This is a genomic window from Cellulomonas sp. Marseille-Q8402 (assembly GCF_965119525.1).
On record NZ_CBCPLX010000001.1, the window covers coordinates 1,555,673 to 1,572,582 of the forward strand.

Here is a 16,910-nt window from a genome sequence, read left to right on the forward strand (position 1 = left end):
CGTCGACGGGGCGCGGCGCACGGCCCGGCAGACGCTGTTCATGTCGTGTCAGCGGTCCCGCTTGCCGGACACGGTGTCCAGCCCCCGGGATTTCACCCGTTCGACGTCTCCAGCCACCCGGGGGGTGGGCCGATACGACGAGCATGACGACTGCCCGAGCCCCCCAGGAGGACCGCGCGTCCTTCTGGCGCTCGGCGCTGGAGCGCGTCGACCGCCTGTGCGACGCGGCGCCCGCCCTGTGCGTCGCCGCGCTGCCGGAGCTGCTGGACCTGGCCCGTGCGGAGCGCGCCGTGCCGCAGGAGATCGAGCTCGAGTACAACGGCGGCTGGGCGCACCACCTGCTCGGTGACGACGCGCTCGCGCTGGCCTCGATGGAGCGCGCCCTCGAGCTGAGCACGACCCACGGCCTGCGGGCGTGGGAGGGCCGGCTGCTGCAGGGCCTCGCGGCGGTCTACAACGGGTTCGGCGACAACCTGTCGGCCCTGGAGCTGCTGGACCGGTCGCTGCTGATCCGCCGCGAGCTGAACGACACCGAGGGCCTGGCCGCCGCGCTGAACAACCTGGCGGACACCTACATCTCGATGGGCCGGTTCCCCGAGAAGGCCCGCGAGCTGCTGGACGAGGCCGCGCTGCTCTGGCCGGAGCTGGACCGCCCCGACGGCACCTGCGCGACGCTGTCGGGCCTGGCCAAGCTCGACACGGACGAGAGCGAGGCGCTGCAGGCGACGGACCCCGTGCGCAGCCGCGTCCTCGCCGAGCGCGCCGTCCGGCTCGCGACCCAGGGCCTCGCCGCCGCGCACGGCGTGCCCGACGCCGAGGGCGGCAACACCGGCAACCCGCGGATGGCCGCGGAGGCGCAGGTGCGGATCGCGCGCGCCCAGATGGCGCGCGGGGACCTGGACGCCGCCGCGGAGGCGCTCACCGCGGTCGCCGGGGCCCTGCCGCGGGTCGCGGCGCGCTACCTGACGATCCGCTACCACGCGGCGCACGGCCGCCTCTGCCGGCTGCGGGGCGACTACGCCGGCGCGCGGGCGACCCTGACGACGGGCCTCCTGCTGACCGAGCAGTCCCTGCGGCCGATGGAGCGCGCGGACGTGCTGCTCGAGCTGGTCCTGGTACACGAGGACGCCGGCGACCTCCGGGCGGCGCTGGACACGCACCGCCGGTACCACGAGGCGGTCATGCTGCAGCGCGACCAGGCGGCCGAGCGCCGCGGCATCGTCGTGAACGCGCAGCTGGACGTCGAGCGCGTGCGCCAGGCCCGCGACCAGGCCCGCAAGCGCGCCACCGAGCTGGCCGCGCTCAACGAGACCCTGCAGCACGACGCCGCGCACGACCCCCTGACGGGCCTGCTGAACCGCCGCGGCCTGGACGCGATCCTGGCGGCGCGGCTGGGGCAGGAGACGGAGCTGGCGTACGTGGTCGCGGACCTGGACCTGTTCAAGTCCGTCAACGACCAGCACTCCCACCCCGTCGGGGACGAGGTGCTCCGCCGGGTCGCCCAGATCATGACGGGCGCGGTCCGGGTCGGGGACGTCGTGGCGCGGGTCGGCGGCGAGGAGTTCACGCTGGTCCTGCTGGACTCGCCGCTGGAGCAGGCGACGGCCGTGTGCGAGCGGATCCGGACGACGATCGCGGGCTTCCCCTGGCACGACCTCTCCCCCGACCTGCACGTGACGATGAGCTTCGGCGGCGCCATGGCCGCGCCGGACGAGCCCGCGCACACGCTGGCGGCCCGTGCGGACGCGGCGCTGTACCGCGCGAAGCGGCAGGGCCGGAACCAGGTGCGGTTCGACGGCGAGCCGCTGGGCAGCCCCGAGGGCGCGCCGGTGCCGGTCGGCGTCTGAGCCTCAGCCCAGCCGCGCCCGCCGCGCGGCCCGCAGCACCGCGGTGATGCCCGCGGACCACCGCTCGGGCTCCCCCGACAGCACCCGCCCGAGTCCCAGCGGCGCGACCACCTGCCGGCCCGCGACCCGCACGCCGTGCGTCCCGCGCTGCACCGCCACGGTCCGCGGCACCGTCAGCCCGAGCAACCCCTCGCGGCCGTGCCGGGAGCCCCAGCCGGACGCCCCGCGCCCGCCCTGCGGCGCCGCGACGGAGCCCCAGGCGGCCGCGTAGCCCTCGTTGACGTTCACCGTGCCCGCCCGCAGCCGCCCCGCGAGCGCCGCGCCCCGGCGTGCGGACCGGGTCCACACGGAGGCGTTCAGCGCGGCCGGGGTGTCGTTCACCGCGGCGACGGCCTCGTCGTCCGAGGCCACCCGGCTCAGCGCGACGACGGGGCCGAAGGTCTCCTCGCGGTAGGCCCGGGCGTGCTCGGCGACGCCCTCGAGCACCGTCGGCTCGTAGACGTACGGCCCCAGGTCGGTCCGGTGCGCCCCGCCCGTCAGCACGCGTGCGCCACCGGACAGCGCGTCCTCGACGTGCTCGACCACCCGGGCCAGCTGCTCCGCCGAGGTGAGCGAGCCGACGTCGGACCGGTAGTCCAGCCCGGTGCCGAGCCGCAGCGCCCGCGTCCGCCGGACGAGCGCGGCGACGAACGCGTCGGCCACCGCCTCGTGCACGTACAGCCGCTCGACGGCGACGCAGAGCTGCCCGGTCCCGCCGAAGCACGCGCGCACGGCCCCCTCGGCCGCGACCTCGACGTCGACGTCGTCCGCGACGTACATCGCGTTCTTGCCCCCGAGCTCGAGGGTGCTGGGCACCAGCCGCTCGCCGGCGCGCGCCGCCACGACCCGGCCGGTCGCCGTGGACCCGGTGAACACGACGTGGTCGACGTGGTCGACGACGGCACCCCCGACGGCCGGGCCGTCGCCGAGCACGACCTGCACCAGCCCGGCGGGCATCCCGGCGTCCTCGAGCAGCTCGACGGCCCACAGCGCGGTCAGCGGCGTCTGCGGGTCGGGCCGCAGCAGCACGGCGTCCCCGGCCGCGAGCGCCGGCAGGACGTCGCCCAGGGTGAGGCTCAGGGGGTAGTTCCACGGCGCGACGACGCCGACCACGCCGACGGGGTCGCGGTGCACCCGGACGGAGGTCAGCCCCGGCACCACCCCGGTGCGGCGCGAGGGCGCCAGGTACTGCGGCGCGCGCACGCCCAGGTGCCGCGCGACCAGCGCGACGTCGGCGACCTCCTCGAAGGCCGAGCCGCGCGACTTGCCGTTCTCCAGCTGCACGAGGTCGAGCACGTCGCTCTGCCGCTGCAGCAGCAGGTCGTGCGCCCGCAGGAGCAGCTGCGCGCGCCGGCGCACCGGGACGGCCGCCCAGAGGCGCTGCGCGGCCCTGGCCCGGCGCGCCGCCCGCGCGACGTCCTCGGGGGTGGACTGCGGCAGCGTCGCCAGCGGCGCCCGCGTCCAGGGCGCGTGGTGGGTGGCGGTGCCCGCGCCGGGCGAGGTCACGACGCGGCGCGCGAGGGTCCGCAGGTCGTCGGGTTCCAGCACGAGGGTGGCGAGCGGGTCGGTCTCCGGGTCCAGCACGCCGTGGTCGGGCACCATGCGCCCAGGCTACGCGTCAGCCCTGGGCCGCGGCCCACTCCGCCACCCGGCGCGTGCTCTCCTCCCGCGAAAGGTCGACCACGCGGGTCAGCACGGTCCACCGCACGCCGAACGGGTCGACGAGCGAGCCGTACCGGTCCCCGGACACGAACGTCGTGACGGGCTCCCGCAGCGTCGCCCCGGCCCGCACGGCGCGCTCGACGACCGCGTCGACGTCGGGGACGTGCAGCGCGAGCGAGTACGTCGACCGGGCGGGGTCCGGCGCGACGACGCCGTAGGCCTCGAGCGGGTCCCCGAGGGTCAGGCACCCGTTCCCGAGGTCCAGCGCGGCCTCGCCGACCGGACCCTCGTCGCCGCCCATCCGGGTCACGTCCAGGACCCGGGCGCCGAACACCTCCTCGTAGAATGCGATCGCCCGCTCGGCGGGGTGCACGACGAGGTGCGGCGTGAGCGAGGTGCGTCCGTGCGGGACGCCGTCCGTGGTGTGGGCGCCGGTGGCCGGCGCGGTGCTCTCGGTCATGCGACCACCGTCCCGCGCGGCCGGGCGGCGGTCTTGTACGAACGGGACAGGGGGCGCACGTGGTCGGGTCGACCGTCGGGTCACGAGGGCACCTCAACCCGGGCGACCCGGGGGTGCGGTTCGACCGGTTCACGCTCGGCGACGAGCTGGACGCCCTGGTCCGGCACGTCTGGGTGGCGCGCTGGGACGTGCCGCCGGGGCAGACCCGCCCGCAGCGGGTGCTCACCTACCCCGCCGCCAACGCCGTGCTGGGGCCCACGGGCGCGACGCTGCACGGGCCGGAGCGGGTGCTGTCCGTGCGCGAGCTGTCCGGCCGGTCGTGGGTCGTCGGCGTCCTGCTGCGGCCGGCGGCCACGCCCCTGCTGACCACGACGGACCCGGTGCGGCTGGCCGGGCGGGAGGAGCCGCTGCCCGGCGCCCCCGTGCGGGAGGTGGCCGCGGTGATGGCGCACGGCAGGGACCCGGCGGGGCTGCGGCCGCTGCTGAGCGCCTGGTTGCGGCCGTCGGCGGCCCGCGTGGACGACGCCGGGCGGCTGGCCAACGACGCGTGCCGCGTGGCCGAGGAGCACGCCGACGTGCTGCGCGTCGCCGACCTCGCCCGGCGGCTGGGCACCACGACGCGCACGCTCAGCCGCGTCGTGCGGCAGCACACCGGCCTGACGCCGAAGTGGCTGCTCGAGTGCCGCCGCCTGCAGGTGGCCGCGACCACCCTGCACGCGCAGCCGCGCACCGACCTGGCGCTCCTGGCCGCCGACCTGGGCTACACGGACCAGGCGCACTTCACCCGGCGGTACCGGCAGGTGGTCGGCGAGACGCCCGACCGGACCCGGCGGCGCGCCCGCCGCGAGGTCGCGGTCGGCTGACCGCCCTCACACCCCGAGGGTCGCGCGCGCGTCCGGGTCCAGCAGCTCCGCCACCGCCGCGCGGCCCTCCTCCGGCCCGGCGGCCGCGAGCGCCGCCGCCGCCATCGCCCGGCACGCGTCGAGCGGGTGCCGGCGCAGCGCGAACCGCACGGCCGGCAGCGCGGACGGCGACATCGACAGCGAGGTCACCCCGAGCCCGGTCAGCACGAGCGCCATCAGCGGGTCGCCGGCCGACTCGCCGCACACGCCGACGGGGCGGCCCTTCGCGGCACCGGCCCGGGCCGTCGCCGCCACCAGCTCCAGGACGGCGGGCTGCCAGGCGTCCAGCAGGTCGACCAGCTCGCCGCGCAGCCGGTCGGCGGCCATCGTGTACTGCGCGAGGTCGTTGGTGCCGAGCGAGACGAAGTCGACCTCGTCCAGCACCGCGCCGGCACGCAGGGCCGCGGCGGGCACCTCGACCATCACGCCCGCGGTGCGCAGCCCGGCGGCCCGCGCGGCCTCGGCGAACGCCCGCGACTCCGCGGGGGTCGCGATCATCGGCGCCATCACCCAGGGCTCGGTGCCCGTCTCCGCCCCCGCGCGGGCCAGCGCCTCGAGCTGGTCCCGGAGCAGCCCGGGCGCCGACCGCACCAGCCGGTACCCGCGCACCCCGAGCGCCGGGTTCTCCTCCGGGCTGAGGTTGGCGAACGCGAGCGGCTTGTCGGCCCCCGCGTCGAGCGTCCGCACGACGACCTTGCGGTCGGGGCCGAGGGCGCGCAGCACCCGCGCGTAGGCGGCGGCCTGCTCGTCGACGGTCGGCGCCTGCTGCCGGCCGAGGAACAGCACCTCGGTGCGGAACAGCCCGACGCCCTCGACGGCCACCCCGGCGAGCCGCTCCGCGTCCTCGGCCGTGCCGATGTTGGCGAGCAGCGCCACGCCGTGCCCGTCGGCGGTCGCCCCGGGCGCGGTGTCCTCCTCGAGGGCGCGCTCGGCGGCGGCGCGGCCCTCCAGGGAGGTCCGGAGCACGGCGTCCGGGTCGACGGTGACCGTCCCGTGGGCGGCGTCGACCGCGACCGTCGTGCCGTCGGTCAGCGCGGCGGCGCCCGAGGCGCGGACCACGCAGGGGATGCCGTTCTGGCCCGCGATGATCGCGGTGTGCCCGGTGGGCCCGCCCTCCTCGGTGACCAGGGCGAGCACCCGCTCCAGGTCGAGCGCGGCGGTGTCGGCGGGCGCCAGGTCCCGCGCGACGACCACGGACGGCTCGCGCAGCTCGGGCACGCCGGGGTCGGGCAGCCCCGCGAGCCGGGACACGACGCGGTCGCGCACGCTCCGCAGGTCGGTGACCCGCTCGGCGAGGTAGCCGCCGGCCTGCTCGAACATCGCGGCGAACGCGCCGACGGCGGCGTCGAGCGCGGCGACGGCGGGCTCCCCGCCCCGGACCTTCGCCAGGACCTGGTCCTTCAGCGCCGGGTCGTCGGCCATCATCGCGGTCGCGCCGAGCACCTCGGCGACGGTGCCGGTCGCGCGGCCGGCCTGCTCGCGGAGCCCGGCCGCGACCTCGGCGAACGCCGTCGTGACGGCCTCGGGCAGCTCCTCGGCCGGGACGGGCACGCCGTCCCGGACCACCGGGGCGTCGCCGGGGACCGCGGGTGCCGGCTGCACCCGGACCACCGGTCCGACCGCCACCCGGCGGCCCACGCCCACTCCCTGCAGCACCGTGCCCGCGGCGGGCGGTGCGGTCGGCTCGGTTCGCGTCGTCATGTGCGCAAGGGTCCCTCTCCGGGATGGGGCGCTGCCTGGGACCGAGGTCTCACGCAGCGGCGGGCTGGGGGGCGGCGGCCTGCGCCGCGGAGGCGTCGGCGGCGCGCTCGGCCTGCACGAGCGGGTTCGGCTTGAGGCCCTTGAGGACCACGACGAGCCCGGCCGTGACGGCCGTGCCGACGGCGACCGCGAGCAGGAAGCCCAGCGGGTTCGAGATGAGCGGCAGCACCCAGATGCCGCCGTGCGGGGCGCGCACGCCCGACCCGACCGCCATCGTGACCGCGCCGGCGGCGCTCGAGCCGACCAGGGAGGACACGATGACCCGCCACGGGTCGGCAGCGGCGAACGGGATGGCGCCCTCGGAGATGAACGACAGGCCCAGCAGCACCGCGGCCTTGCCGTTCTCCTGCTCGGCGTGCGTGAACAGCGCCTTCCGGACGAACGTCGCCAGGGCCATCGCCAGCGGGGCGACCATGCCGGCCGCCATGACGGCGGCCATGATCCGGTACTGCACGGCGTCGGTCGCCAGCCCCTGGGTCGCGAGGCCGGTGATCGCAAAGGTGTACGCCACCTTGTTGATCGGGCCGCCGAGGTCGAAGCCCATCATCGCGCCGAGCAGCGCGCCCATGAGCACCAGGTTCGAGCCGGACAGGCCGTTCAGCCAGCTCGTCAGCCCGTCCATCACGTTCGCGATCGGGCGGCCGATGACGACGAACATCAGGAACCCGGTGACCAGCGACGACAGCAGCGGGGTCACGACGACCGGCATCACGCCGCGCACGCCCTTGGGGACCCGCCACCGGCTGATCCACAGCGCGAGGAACCCCGCGACGAACCCGGTGACCAGGCCGCCCAGGAAGCCGGCGCCGACCACCACGGACACCGCACCGCCGACGAACCCGGGCACCAGGCCCGGCCGGTCGGCGATGCCGTAGGCGATGAAGCCCGACAGCACGGGCACGAGGAACGCGAACGCCGCGCTGCCGGTCTGGAACAGCAGCACCGCCCAGTCCTGCCCGGACGTGATGCTGAAGCTCGTGATGAGGTCCTCGACGGGTACCTGGGTGACCGCCACGGCGCCCGTCTCGCCCCAGGCGGCCTGCGCGACCATGAACCCGAGGGCGATCAGGATCCCGCCCGCGGCGACGAACGGGATCATGTACGACACGCCCGTCATCAGCCACTGGCGGATGCGCGTGCCGACGCCGGCGTTCGGGTCGACCTTGGTGGCGGGGCGCGGGCCGGCGGCCCCGGGCGCGCCGGCCGCCGGGGCCGGCTCCACGGCGCCGTGCTCGACGGCCTCCACGGCCTGGGCGAGCACGCCGGCCGGGTCGTGCACGGCCTTCTTCACGCCGACGTCGACGAACGGCTTCCCGGCGAACCGCTCCCGGGCCTGCACCTCGAGGTCGGCGGCGTAGATGACGCCGTCGGCCGCGGCGATGACCGCCGGGTCGAGCGGCGTGGAGCCCGCGGCGCCCTGGGTCTCGACGTGCACCTCGTGGCCGGCGGCCTTGCCGGCCTGCTCGAGGGCCTCCGCGGCCATGTACGTGTGGGCGATCCCCGTGGGGCACGAGGAGACGGCGACGAACTTCATGACGGGACCACCTCTCGCGTGACGATCTCCGCCACGGTGGCGGCGTCGGGCGCGTCGAGCAGGGACTGGCGGAAGGACTCGTGGACCAGGCGGCGGGCGAGCGCCGCGAGGATCTGCAGGTGGTCGGCGTCGCCGCCGGCCGGCGCCGCGATGAGGAACACCAGCCGGGCGGGCCCGTCCGGGGCACCCCAGTCGACGGGGTCGTGCAGCTTGCCGACGGCCAGGCTCGGGGCGGTGACGTGCTCCGAGCGGGCGTGCGGCAGGCCGACGCCGCCGGGCATGCCGGTCGCCATCTGCGCCTCGCGGGCCCGCACGTCGGCGTGGAACCCCTCGGCGTCGGTGACCCGGCCCGCGGCGGCGAGCAGGGCGATGAGCTGGGCGGTGGCGTCGTCGCGGTCGCGGGCGACGACGTCCACGCCGACGAGGTCGGCGGAGGTCAGCGGCTGGCTCATGTCACAGCTCCTTGAGAGCGAGGGAGGGATCGGGGTCGGCCACGACGGCGACCTCGTCGGTACGGACGTCGGACGGGCGGGGCACGGCGCTGCCGGGCAGCAGGACGGCGGCGCGGCCCCAGGCGACCGCGCGACGCAGGCGTTCGGGGGGCTCCTCGTGCCCGCCGGCGGCTGCGAGGTAGCCGGCCAGGGTCGAGTCCCCCGCCCCGACCGTCGACACGGGGACGAGCGCGGGGCCGCCGGCCCACCAGGACCCGCCCTCGGCGACCAGCAGCGCCCCGTGGGACCCGAGGCTCACCAGCACGGCCGCGGTGCCGAGGGCGCGCACGGCGGCGGCGGCCTCGAGCACGTCGCCGACCGTGACGAGGTCGTGCCCGGCCAGCTCGGCCAGCTCCTCGTCGTTCGGCTTCACCAGGGCGAGCCCGCCGTGCCGGACCGCGGCCGCGAACGGCACCCCCGACGTGTCGAGCACCACCGGGACGCCGTGGCGCGCGCCGAGGTCCGCGACCCGGGTGAAGAAGCCGTCGTCCACCCCGGCGGGCAGGCTGCCAGCCGCGACGACCGCGACGACCCCGCCCGCGGCGACCTCGGCCGCCACCGCCGCGAGCAGCGCGGCGACCTCCTCCGCGTCGAGCGGCGGCCCGGGCGCGTTGATCTTGGTGGTGGCGCCGCTGGACTCGGTCAGCGTGATGTTGGAGCGCGTGTCGCCCGCGACCGGCACGGGCCGGGCGTCGACGCCCTGGGCCGCCAGCAGCGCCACCACCTGCGCCCCGTCCGGGCCGCCCGACGGCAGCACCGCGCGGGACGCGACGTCGTGCGCGGCCAGCGCCCGGGACACGTTGATGCCCTTGCCGCCGGGATGCAGGTGGGTCGCGGCGGCGCGGTTCACCTCGCCGCGCTCCAGGCGCTCCAGGTGCAGCGCCCGGTCCAGGCTGGGGTTCGGGGTGAGCGTGACGATCATGCGCGCACCACCCGCGGTCCGGCGGCCTCGACCTCGTCCGCGAGCTCGGGCTGCACGCCGGAGTCGGTGATCAGGGTGTCGACCTCGTCGAGCCCCGCGACGTGCGCGAAGTCGGCGCGGCCGAGCTTCGTGTGGTCGGCGAGGACGACGGTGCGCCGGGCCGCCGTGACCAGCGCCCGCTTCACGGCCGCCTCGGCCAGGTCCGGCGTGGTGAGGCCGTGCTCGACGCTCAGGCCGTTGATGCCGAGGAACGCGACGTCGACGTGGATGTCCGCGAGCGCCCGCAGCGCCCACGTGCCGACCGACGCGAGCGTCCGGCCGCGGACCGTCCCGCCGACCAGGTGCAGCGTGATGCCCGGGCGCGTGGCGAGCACCGTGGCGACCGGCAGCGCGTGCGTCACGACGGTGAGCTCGCGGTCGGTCGGCAGCAGCTCCGCGAGCCGGACGGTCGTCGTGCCGGCGTCGAGCACGATCGCCCCGCCGTCGGGCAGCTCGTCGAGCGCGGCCTTCGCGATCCGGTCCTTCTCCCCCGACAGCAGGCCCTCGCGCTGCGCGAGCCCGGGCTCGAACCCGAGCTGCTCGACGGGGATCGCGCCGCCGTGCACCCGGCGGACGAGGCCGTGCCGCTCGAGCACGGTGAGGTCGCGGCGGACGGTCTCGGGGGTGACGTCGAGGGTGGTGGCGAGCGAGGCGACGTCCACGCGGCCGTCCCGCCGCGCCGCGGCGAGGATCTGCTGCTGGCGCTCCGTTGCGTACACGTCGGCTCCGTGGTCGTGGCTCCGCCGGAGTCCCCGGCGCTGGGTGGTGCTGCACCCCCAGCATGCGCCTACCGGGCACCCAAACGCAAGCATCCAAACCGATACGGACTCAATACCACGACCAAACAGACATCCGCGGCGCTGCGGAGCCGCCCCCGTCGGCCTCAGGATCGCCGAGATCGGCGGTTCGCGCCGAGATCGGCGCCTCTCGGGTGCGACCTCGGCGGGGAGCACCGATCTCGGCACCCCGGCGGCGCCGGGCGGGCACGGACGAGGGCCGCCCTCCCGTGCGGGAGAGCGGCCCTCGGCGCCGGGGCGCGGGTCAGCGCGGCTGGTACGGGGAGACCACGATCTCCACGCGCTGGAACTCCTTGAGGTCCGAGTAGCCGGTGGTCGCCATCGCGCGGCGCAGGGCGCCGATCAGGTTGAGCGTGCCGTCGGCGGTGTGGCCCGGGCCGAACAGCACCTGCTGGAGCGTGCCCGCCTGGCCGACGTGCACGCGCTCGCCGCGGGGCAGGTGCGGGTGGTGCGCCTCCGGGCCCCAGTGCCAGCCCTGGCCGGGGGCGTCGGTGGCACGGGCCAGCGCGGCGCCGAGCATGACGGCGTCCGCGCCGCACGCGACGGCCTTGACCAGGTCGCCGGAGCGTCCGACGCCGCCGTCGGCGATGACGTGCACGTACCGGCCGCCGGACTCGTCCAGGTAGTCCCGGCGCGCGGCCGCGACGTCCGCCACGGCGGTCGCCATCGGGGCGTGGATGCCGAGCGAGACGCGGGTGGTGTGCGCCGCGCCGCCGCCGAAGCCGACCAGCACACCGGCGGCGCCGGTGCGCATCAGGTGCAGCGCGGCGGTGTAGGTGGACGCGCCGCCGACGATCACGGGCACGTCGAGCTCGTAGATGAACCGCTTGAGGTTCAGCGGCTCGGCCCGGCCGGAGACGTGCTCGGCCGACACGGTCGTGCCCCGGATGACGAACAGGTCGACGCCCGCGTCGACGACGTCCTTCCAGAACTCCTGCGTGCGCTGCGGCGACAGCGCGCCGGCCGCGGTCACGCCGGCGTCGCGGATCTCGCCGATGCGGCGGCGGATCAGCCCGGGCTGGATCGGGGCCGCGTACAGCTCCTGCATCCGGGCCGTCGCCTCGGCTGCCGGCAGCTCGGCGATCTGCGCCAGCAGCGGCTCGGGGTCGTCGTACCGGGTCCACAGGCCCTCGAGGTCCAGCACGCCGAGCCCGCCCGCGCGGCCGAGCGCCACGGCCGTGGCCGGGCTCATCACCGAGTCCATCGGCGCGGCCAGCACCGGCAGCTCGAAGTGGTACGCGTCGATCTGCCAGCCGACCGACACCTCCTCGGGGTCCCGGGTGCGCCGGGAGGGGACGACGGCGACGTCGTCGAAGGAGAATGCGCGCCGTCCCCGCTTGCCGCGGCCGATCTCGATCTCGTTGCTCACCGGGACAGGCTACCGGCGCGGGCCTGCGTGGGTGCCGCCGCGCCGTCCGCGGCGCGCCCGCCCAGGGCCCGGCCCGGGCCCGCCAGGCCCGGGCCGGCGCACGCCGGCGGGTGCCGTCAGCCGGCGACGGCGTCCACCACGGCGGCGCTGAACGCCGGCAGGTCGTGCGGGTCGCGCGAGGTGATCAGGGTGGCGCCGGCGCTCTGCGACACGACGACCTCCTCGTCGACCCAGGTGGCCCCCGCGTTGCGGAGGTCGGTCGCCAGGCTCGGGTACGAGGTGAGGGTCACGCCGTCGACGACGCCCGCCTCGATGAGGGTCCACGGCCCGTGGCAGATGGCCGCGACGGGCTTGCCCGCCCCGACGACCGCCTTCACCAGGGCCTGCGCGCCCTCCTGGGTGCGCAGCGTGTCGGCGTTCACCGTGCCGCCGGGGATCACGAGCGCGTCGATCTCGTCCGCGGACACCTGGTCGAGGGTGCGGTCGACGGGGTAGTCGCCGCCCGGGTCCAGGTCGTTGTTCACGGCGCTCACGGTGCCGGGCTGCGCGGAGACGAGCACGGGCGTGCCTCCCTCGTCGACCACCGCCTGCCACGGGGTGGTGAGCTCGGGCTCCTCGATGCCCTTGTCGCTGGTGAGGAACGCGACGGTGCGGCCGGTCAGGCGGGCCATGACGACTCCTTCTGCTCGGGGGACCCCGCGGTCGGCGGGACCCCTCCACCTTCACCCCGTCGCGGCCGGTCCGCCACACGCCGGGCGCGGGTCCCGGGGCGCGTGGGTGGCCGGTGCGATGCTGGCCCGGTTGGGAGGAGTGCCGCATGACCTGGACCGACGGCCCGCTGCTGGGCTTCGACACCGAGACCACGGGTGTCGACGTGGACCACGACCGGATCGTCACCGCCGCGCTGGTGCGCCGCGACCGCGACGGGACCCACGTGCGGACCTGGTTGATCGACCCCGGCGTGCCGATCCCGGAGGCCGCGAGCGCCATCCACGGCATCAGCACCGAGCACGCCCGCGCGCACGGCACGCCGCCCGCGCCCGCGCTGGAGGAGATCGCCACCGCCATCGCCGACGCGATGCGCGAGGGGACGCCCGTCGTCGCCTACAACGCCTCCTACGACCTGTGCCTGCTGGAGGCCGAGCTGCACCGGCACGGTCTGCCCACCGTGGAGGACCGGCTCGGCGGCGCCGTGCAGCCCGTGATCGACCCTCTCGTGCTCGACCGCGCCGAGGACCGGTTCCGCAAGGGCAAGCGCAAGCTCGTGGACCTGTGCGGGGTCTACCAGGTGGTGGACACCGGGAGCCTGCACACCGCGGACGTCGACGTCGTCGCGACGCTCGACGTGCTGGAGCGGATCGTGGGGCGCTTCCCGCACCTCGGCGACCTCGACCTGGTGTCGCTGCACGACTACCAGGTCACCGCGCACCGGGCGTGGGCGGAGGCGTTCAACGCGTGGCGGACCGAGCGCGGCCACACCGGCCCCGGTGCGGAGTCGACGTGGCCGAGCCGGCCCCGGCGGGTCGTCCCAGCACCGGGCGAGCCCGCCGCCGTCGCGCACGACCCGGCCCGCGACCGGCGGTTCGTCGGCGTCCCGGTGCAGGACACCCTCATCGCCTGACCTGCGCCGCTATCCCGCTGATGAGGTCACGGTGCCGGACAAGGACCCGCGCGCACGCGATCTTCGCATCGTGGCCCGAGCAATTATCTCATCCATGAGTTAGCGTCGTCCTCGTGACCACGACCCCGACGACCGGAACCGTCCCCACGGCGACCTCGTCCCTCCCCACCGTGACCCCCACGCTCCCGGAGCAGCTGGCGCACGTCGGCTCGCTCGTCCGGTCCGCGCGCCGCCACCGCGGCCTGACGCAGGCCCAGCTCGCCGAGCTCCTCGGCACCAGCCAGTCCGCCGTGCACCGCATCGAGCAGGGCGCGCAGAACGTCAGCCTCGACATGCTGACCCGGGTCGGCGCCGCGCTCGACTCCCCCATCGTGACCCTGGGCGGCCCGCAGCACACCCACCTGCGCGTGCAGGGCGGCGTGCAGCTGAGCGGCCGCCTGGACGTGAACACCTCCAAGAACGGCGCCGTGGCCCTGCTGTGCGCGTCGCTGCTCAACCGCGGCACCACGCGGCTGCGGAACGTCGCGCGGATCGTCGAGGTCGACCGCATCGTCGACGTCCTGCGCTCCGTCGGCGTCCGCGCCACGTGGTCGCAGGACGGCCGCGACCTCGAGATCGTCGTGCCGAAGGACCTGGACCTCGAGGCCATCGACGTCGACGCCGCCCGCCGCACCCGGTCGATCATCATGTTCTTCGGCCCGCTCCTCGGCCAGCAGTCCGAGTTCCGGCTCCCCTACGCCGGCGGGTGCGACCTCGGCAGCCGCACCGTCGAGCCGCACATGATCGCCCTGCGCCCGTTCGGCCTGTCCGTCACCGCCACCGGCGGCCGCTACGTCGCCCGGGTCACCGACCCCGGCACCCAGGACCTGTCGATCGTGCTCACCGAGCGCGGCGACACGGTCACCGAGAACGCGCTGATGGCCGCGGCCCGGCGCGACGGCGTCACGACCATCCGCAACGCCAGCCCCAACTACATGGTCCAGGACCTCTGCTTCTACCTGGAGCTGCTCGGCGTCCGGGTCGAGGGCATCGGCACCACCACGCTCCGCGTGCACGGGAAGGCCCAGATCGACGCCGACGTGGAGTACGCGGTGTCCGAGGACCCGGTCGAGGCGATGAGCCTGCTGACGGCCGGCATCGTCACCGGCTCCGAGATCACGGTCGGCCGCGTGCCGATCGAGTTCATGGAGATCGAGCTGGCGACGCTGTCCGAGATGGGCCTGCGCTACACGCTGTCCGAGGAGTACACCGCGCACAACGGCCGCACCCGGCTGGTCGACATCACGGTGCACCCCAGCGACCTGCGGGCGCCGCTGGACAAGATCCACCCGATGCCGTTCCCCGGCCTCAACATCGACAACCTGCCGTTCTTCGCGGTGATCGCCGCGTGCGCCACGGGCAGCACGCTGGTGCACGACTGGGTCTACGAGGGGCGCGCGATCCACCTGACCGACCTCACCCGGCTGGGCGCCGACGTGCGGCTGCTCGACGCGCACCGCCTGCAGGTGTCCGGCCCCACCCGCTGGTCCGGCGCCGAGGTGTCCTGCCCGCCCGCGCTGCGGCCCGCTGTCGTCATCCTGCTGGCGATGCTGGCGGCCAAGGGCGAGAGCGTCCTGCGCAACGTCGACATCATCGCCCGCGGCTACGAGGGCCTGCAGGAGCGCCTGGTCGAGCTCGGCGCGCGGATCGAGACCTTCCGCGACTGACCGGCCCGCGACCGCGAGGTCGTCACATGCGCACGAGGTCGTCACTCACGAGTGACGACCTCGTCGCTGTGTGACGACCTCGCGGCGCCTCGGACGGGGCTCGGGCAGGACGCGACGACGGGCCCGGTGCGATCGCACCGGGCCCGTCGCGCGTGCCGTGCTCAGCGCACGGAGTAGTTCGGCGACTCCGAGATCATCTGCACGTCGTGCGGGTGGCTCTCCTTGAGCCCCGCCGGCGTGATCCGGACGAACTTCCCGCGGGCCTGCAGCTCCGGGATCGTGTGCGCGCCGACGTAGAACATCGACTGGTGCAGACCGCCGACCAGCTGGTGCGCGACGGCGGACAGCGGGCCCCGGTAGGGCACCTGGCCCTCGATGCCCTCGGTGATGATCTCGTCGTCCGACAGGTTGCCCTGGAAGTACCGGTCCTTGGAGTACGACCGGCGGTCGCCGCGGCTCTGCATCGCACCCAGCGACGCCATGCCGCGGTAGCGCTTGAACTGCTTGCCGTTGACGAAGACCAGGTCGCCGGGCGACTCGTCGCACCCGGCGATGAGGCCGCCGACCATCACGCTGTCCGCGCCGGCCACGAGGGCCTTGGCGATGTCGCCGGAGTACTGCAGGCCGCCGTCGGCGATGACCGGCACGCCGGCCGGCTTCGCGGCGAGCGACGCCTCGTACACGGCGGTCACCTGCGGGACGCCGACGCCGGCGACCACGCGGGTGGTGCAGATGGAGCCGGGGCCGACGCCGACCTTGACCGCGTCCACGCCCGCGTCGACCAGCGCCTGCGCGCCGGCGCGGGTGGCGATGTTGCCGCCGATCACCTGGACGTGCTTCGTGGCGGGGTCGGACTTGATCCGGCGGACCATGTCGAGCATCAGCCGGGCGTGGCCGTTGGCGGTGTCGACGACGAGGGCGTCCACGCCGGCCTCGACCAGCGCGGTGACGCGGTCCCAGGCGTCGCCGAAGAAGCCGACCGCCGCCGCGACGACCAGGCGCCCGCTCGCGTCCTTGGTGGCCATCGGGTACTGCTCGGACTTCACGAAGTCCTTGACGGTGATCAGGCCCTGCAGCCGGCCGGCGTCGTCCACCAGCGGCAGCTTCTCGACCTTGTGCTTGCCCAGCAGGGCGGCGGCGTCGTCGTTCGAGATGCCGACGGGGCCGGTGACGAGCGGCATCGACGTCATCGTGTCGAGCACGCGGCGCGTGGTGAACTCGCCCGGCGGCACGAACCGCAGGTCGCGGTTGGTGATGATGCCGAGCAGGCGGCGGTCCGCGTCCACGACCGGCAGGCCGGACACGCGGTACTTCGCGCACAGGGCGTCGAGCTCGGCCAGCGTCGCGTCGGGGCCCACGGTCACGGGGTCGGACACCATGCCGGACTCGGAGCGCTTCACCAGGTCGACCTGGTGGGCCTGCGCCTCGATGGAGAGGTTGCGGTGCAGCACGCCGATACCGCCCTGACGGGCGAGCGCGATGGCCATGCGCGACTCGGTCACGGTGTCCATCGCGGCGGACACGAGCGGGATCGACAGGGAGATCTCACGCGTGAGCCGGGTCGTGGTGTCGACCTCGCTCGGGATGACGTCGGTCTCGCCCGGGAGCAGGAGGACGTCGTCGTAGGTGAGACCGATGAAGCCGAACGGGTCGGCAGGCGCGGCGGATCCAGGGGTACCCAGGTCGGTCATCCGCCCATGATACGGCCGGCCGCCGGGCCTCCCGGCGGCCCGCCACCCGATCGGACGTGACCTGCGCGA

General features: G+C 75.7%; 14 protein-coding genes. 4 read left to right on the forward strand and 10 right to left on the reverse strand.

The features are described 5' to 3' along the window. Positions 1 to 143: 143 nt before the first annotated feature. Positions 144 to 1,847: a diguanylate cyclase gene (locus tag ACWPWW_RS07070; protein WP_454049628.1), complete on the forward strand. Its 1,704-nt coding sequence runs from the start codon at positions 144 to 146 to the stop codon at positions 1,845 to 1,847. Between the two features lie 3 nt (positions 1,848 to 1,850). Here ACWPWW_RS07070 and ACWPWW_RS07075 read toward each other — a convergent pair whose 3' ends face one another. After that, positions 1,851 to 3,488, reverse strand: a complete 1,638-nt coding sequence (locus ACWPWW_RS07075; protein WP_454049629.1) for a succinic semialdehyde dehydrogenase — start codon at positions 3,486 to 3,488, stop codon at positions 1,851 to 1,853. Between the two features lie 16 nt (positions 3,489 to 3,504). Further along, positions 3,505 to 4,008, reverse strand: a complete 504-nt coding sequence (locus tag ACWPWW_RS07080; RefSeq protein WP_454049630.1) for a VOC family protein — start codon at positions 4,006 to 4,008, stop codon at positions 3,505 to 3,507. A 59-nt stretch (positions 4,009 to 4,067) separates the two neighbouring features. Here ACWPWW_RS07080 and ACWPWW_RS07085 point away from each other — a divergent pair, with 59 nt between their 5' ends. Continuing rightward, positions 4,068 to 4,871 (forward strand): helix-turn-helix domain-containing protein, encoded by an 804-nt coding sequence (locus ACWPWW_RS07085; protein WP_454049631.1) that lies wholly within the window; start codon positions 4,068 to 4,070, stop codon positions 4,869 to 4,871. A 6-nt stretch (positions 4,872 to 4,877) separates the two neighbouring features. Here ACWPWW_RS07085 and ptsP read toward each other — a convergent pair whose 3' ends face one another. The 7 genes from ptsP to ACWPWW_RS07120 all read right to left on the reverse strand — a co-directional run bounded on the left by ptsP (position 4,878) and on the right by ACWPWW_RS07120 (position 12,494). Continuing rightward, the gene (gene ptsP / locus ACWPWW_RS07090; protein WP_454049632.1) at positions 4,878 to 6,611 is read right to left on the reverse strand and encodes a phosphoenolpyruvate--protein phosphotransferase; all 1,734 of its coding nucleotides are present in this window, start codon (positions 6,609 to 6,611) and stop codon (positions 4,878 to 4,880) included. Between the two features lie 49 nt (positions 6,612 to 6,660). Beyond that, positions 6,661 to 8,205: a PTS fructose transporter subunit IIC gene (locus ACWPWW_RS07095; RefSeq protein WP_454049633.1), complete on the reverse strand. Its 1,545-nt coding sequence runs from the start codon at positions 8,203 to 8,205 to the stop codon at positions 6,661 to 6,663. After that, a complete protein-coding gene (locus ACWPWW_RS07100; protein WP_454049634.1) occupies positions 8,202 to 8,657 on the reverse strand; it encodes a PTS sugar transporter subunit IIA in 456 nt (151 codons plus the stop codon). Before ACWPWW_RS07100 ends, ACWPWW_RS07095 begins: the two co-directional genes overlap by 4 nt. Position 8,658: 1 nt before the next feature. Then, entirely contained in the window at positions 8,659 to 9,618 is a 960-nt protein-coding gene (gene pfkB / locus ACWPWW_RS07105) for a 1-phosphofructokinase (RefSeq protein ID WP_454049635.1), read from the reverse strand. Further along, the gene (locus ACWPWW_RS07110; protein WP_454049636.1) at positions 9,615 to 10,376 is read right to left on the reverse strand and encodes a DeoR/GlpR family DNA-binding transcription regulator; all 762 of its coding nucleotides are present in this window, start codon (positions 10,374 to 10,376) and stop codon (positions 9,615 to 9,617) included. Before ACWPWW_RS07110 ends, pfkB begins: the two co-directional genes overlap by 4 nt. A gap of 322 nt (positions 10,377 to 10,698) precedes the next feature. Then, positions 10,699 to 11,823 (reverse strand): GuaB3 family IMP dehydrogenase-related protein, encoded by a 1,125-nt coding sequence (locus ACWPWW_RS07115; protein WP_454049637.1) that lies wholly within the window; start codon positions 11,821 to 11,823, stop codon positions 10,699 to 10,701. A 116-nt stretch (positions 11,824 to 11,939) separates the two neighbouring features. After that, positions 11,940 to 12,494 (reverse strand): type 1 glutamine amidotransferase domain-containing protein, encoded by a 555-nt coding sequence (locus ACWPWW_RS07120; RefSeq protein WP_454049638.1) that lies wholly within the window; start codon positions 12,492 to 12,494, stop codon positions 11,940 to 11,942. Positions 12,495 to 12,640: 146 nt separating this feature from the next. Between ACWPWW_RS07120 and ACWPWW_RS07125 the strand changes: the two genes are divergently transcribed. Continuing rightward, positions 12,641 to 13,444, forward strand: coding sequence for an exonuclease domain-containing protein (locus tag ACWPWW_RS07125; protein WP_454049639.1), 804 nt, complete (start codon positions 12,641 to 12,643; stop codon positions 13,442 to 13,444). A gap of 170 nt (positions 13,445 to 13,614) precedes the next feature. Next, a complete protein-coding gene (locus ACWPWW_RS07130) occupies positions 13,615 to 15,150 on the forward strand; it encodes a helix-turn-helix domain-containing protein (protein WP_454050414.1) in 1,536 nt (511 codons plus the stop codon). Between the two features lie 161 nt (positions 15,151 to 15,311). Here ACWPWW_RS07130 and guaB read toward each other — a convergent pair whose 3' ends face one another. After that, entirely contained in the window at positions 15,312 to 16,841 is a 1,530-nt protein-coding gene (gene guaB / locus ACWPWW_RS07135) for an IMP dehydrogenase (RefSeq protein ID WP_454049640.1), read from the reverse strand. Between the last annotated feature and the right edge of the window lie 69 nt (positions 16,842 to 16,910).

Coding starts and splice junctions, on each gene's coding strand:
- ACWPWW_RS07070 (WP_454049628.1), top strand. CDS start 144: ATGACGACTGCCCGAGCCCCCCAGGAGGACCGCGCGTCCTTCTGGCGC.
- ACWPWW_RS07075 (WP_454049629.1), bottom strand. CDS start 3,488: ATGGTGCCCGACCACGGCGTGCTGGACCCGGAGACCGACCCGCTCGCC.
- ACWPWW_RS07080 (WP_454049630.1), bottom strand. CDS start 4,008: ATGACCGAGAGCACCGCGCCGGCCACCGGCGCCCACACCACGGACGGC.
- ptsP (WP_454049632.1), bottom strand. CDS start 6,611: ATGACGACGCGAACCGAGCCGACCGCACCGCCCGCCGCGGGCACGGTG.
- ACWPWW_RS07095 (WP_454049633.1), bottom strand. CDS start 8,205: ATGAAGTTCGTCGCCGTCTCCTCGTGCCCCACGGGGATCGCCCACACG.
- ACWPWW_RS07100 (WP_454049634.1), bottom strand. CDS start 8,657: ATGAGCCAGCCGCTGACCTCCGCCGACCTCGTCGGCGTGGACGTCGTC.
- pfkB (WP_454049635.1), bottom strand. CDS start 9,618: ATGATCGTCACGCTCACCCCGAACCCCAGCCTGGACCGGGCGCTGCAC.
- ACWPWW_RS07120 (WP_454049638.1), bottom strand. CDS start 12,494: ATGGCCCGCCTGACCGGCCGCACCGTCGCGTTCCTCACCAGCGACAAG.
- ACWPWW_RS07125 (WP_454049639.1), top strand. CDS start 12,641: ATGACCTGGACCGACGGCCCGCTGCTGGGCTTCGACACCGAGACCACG.
- guaB (WP_454049640.1), bottom strand. CDS start 16,841: ATGACCGACCTGGGTACCCCTGGATCCGCCGCGCCTGCCGACCCGTTC.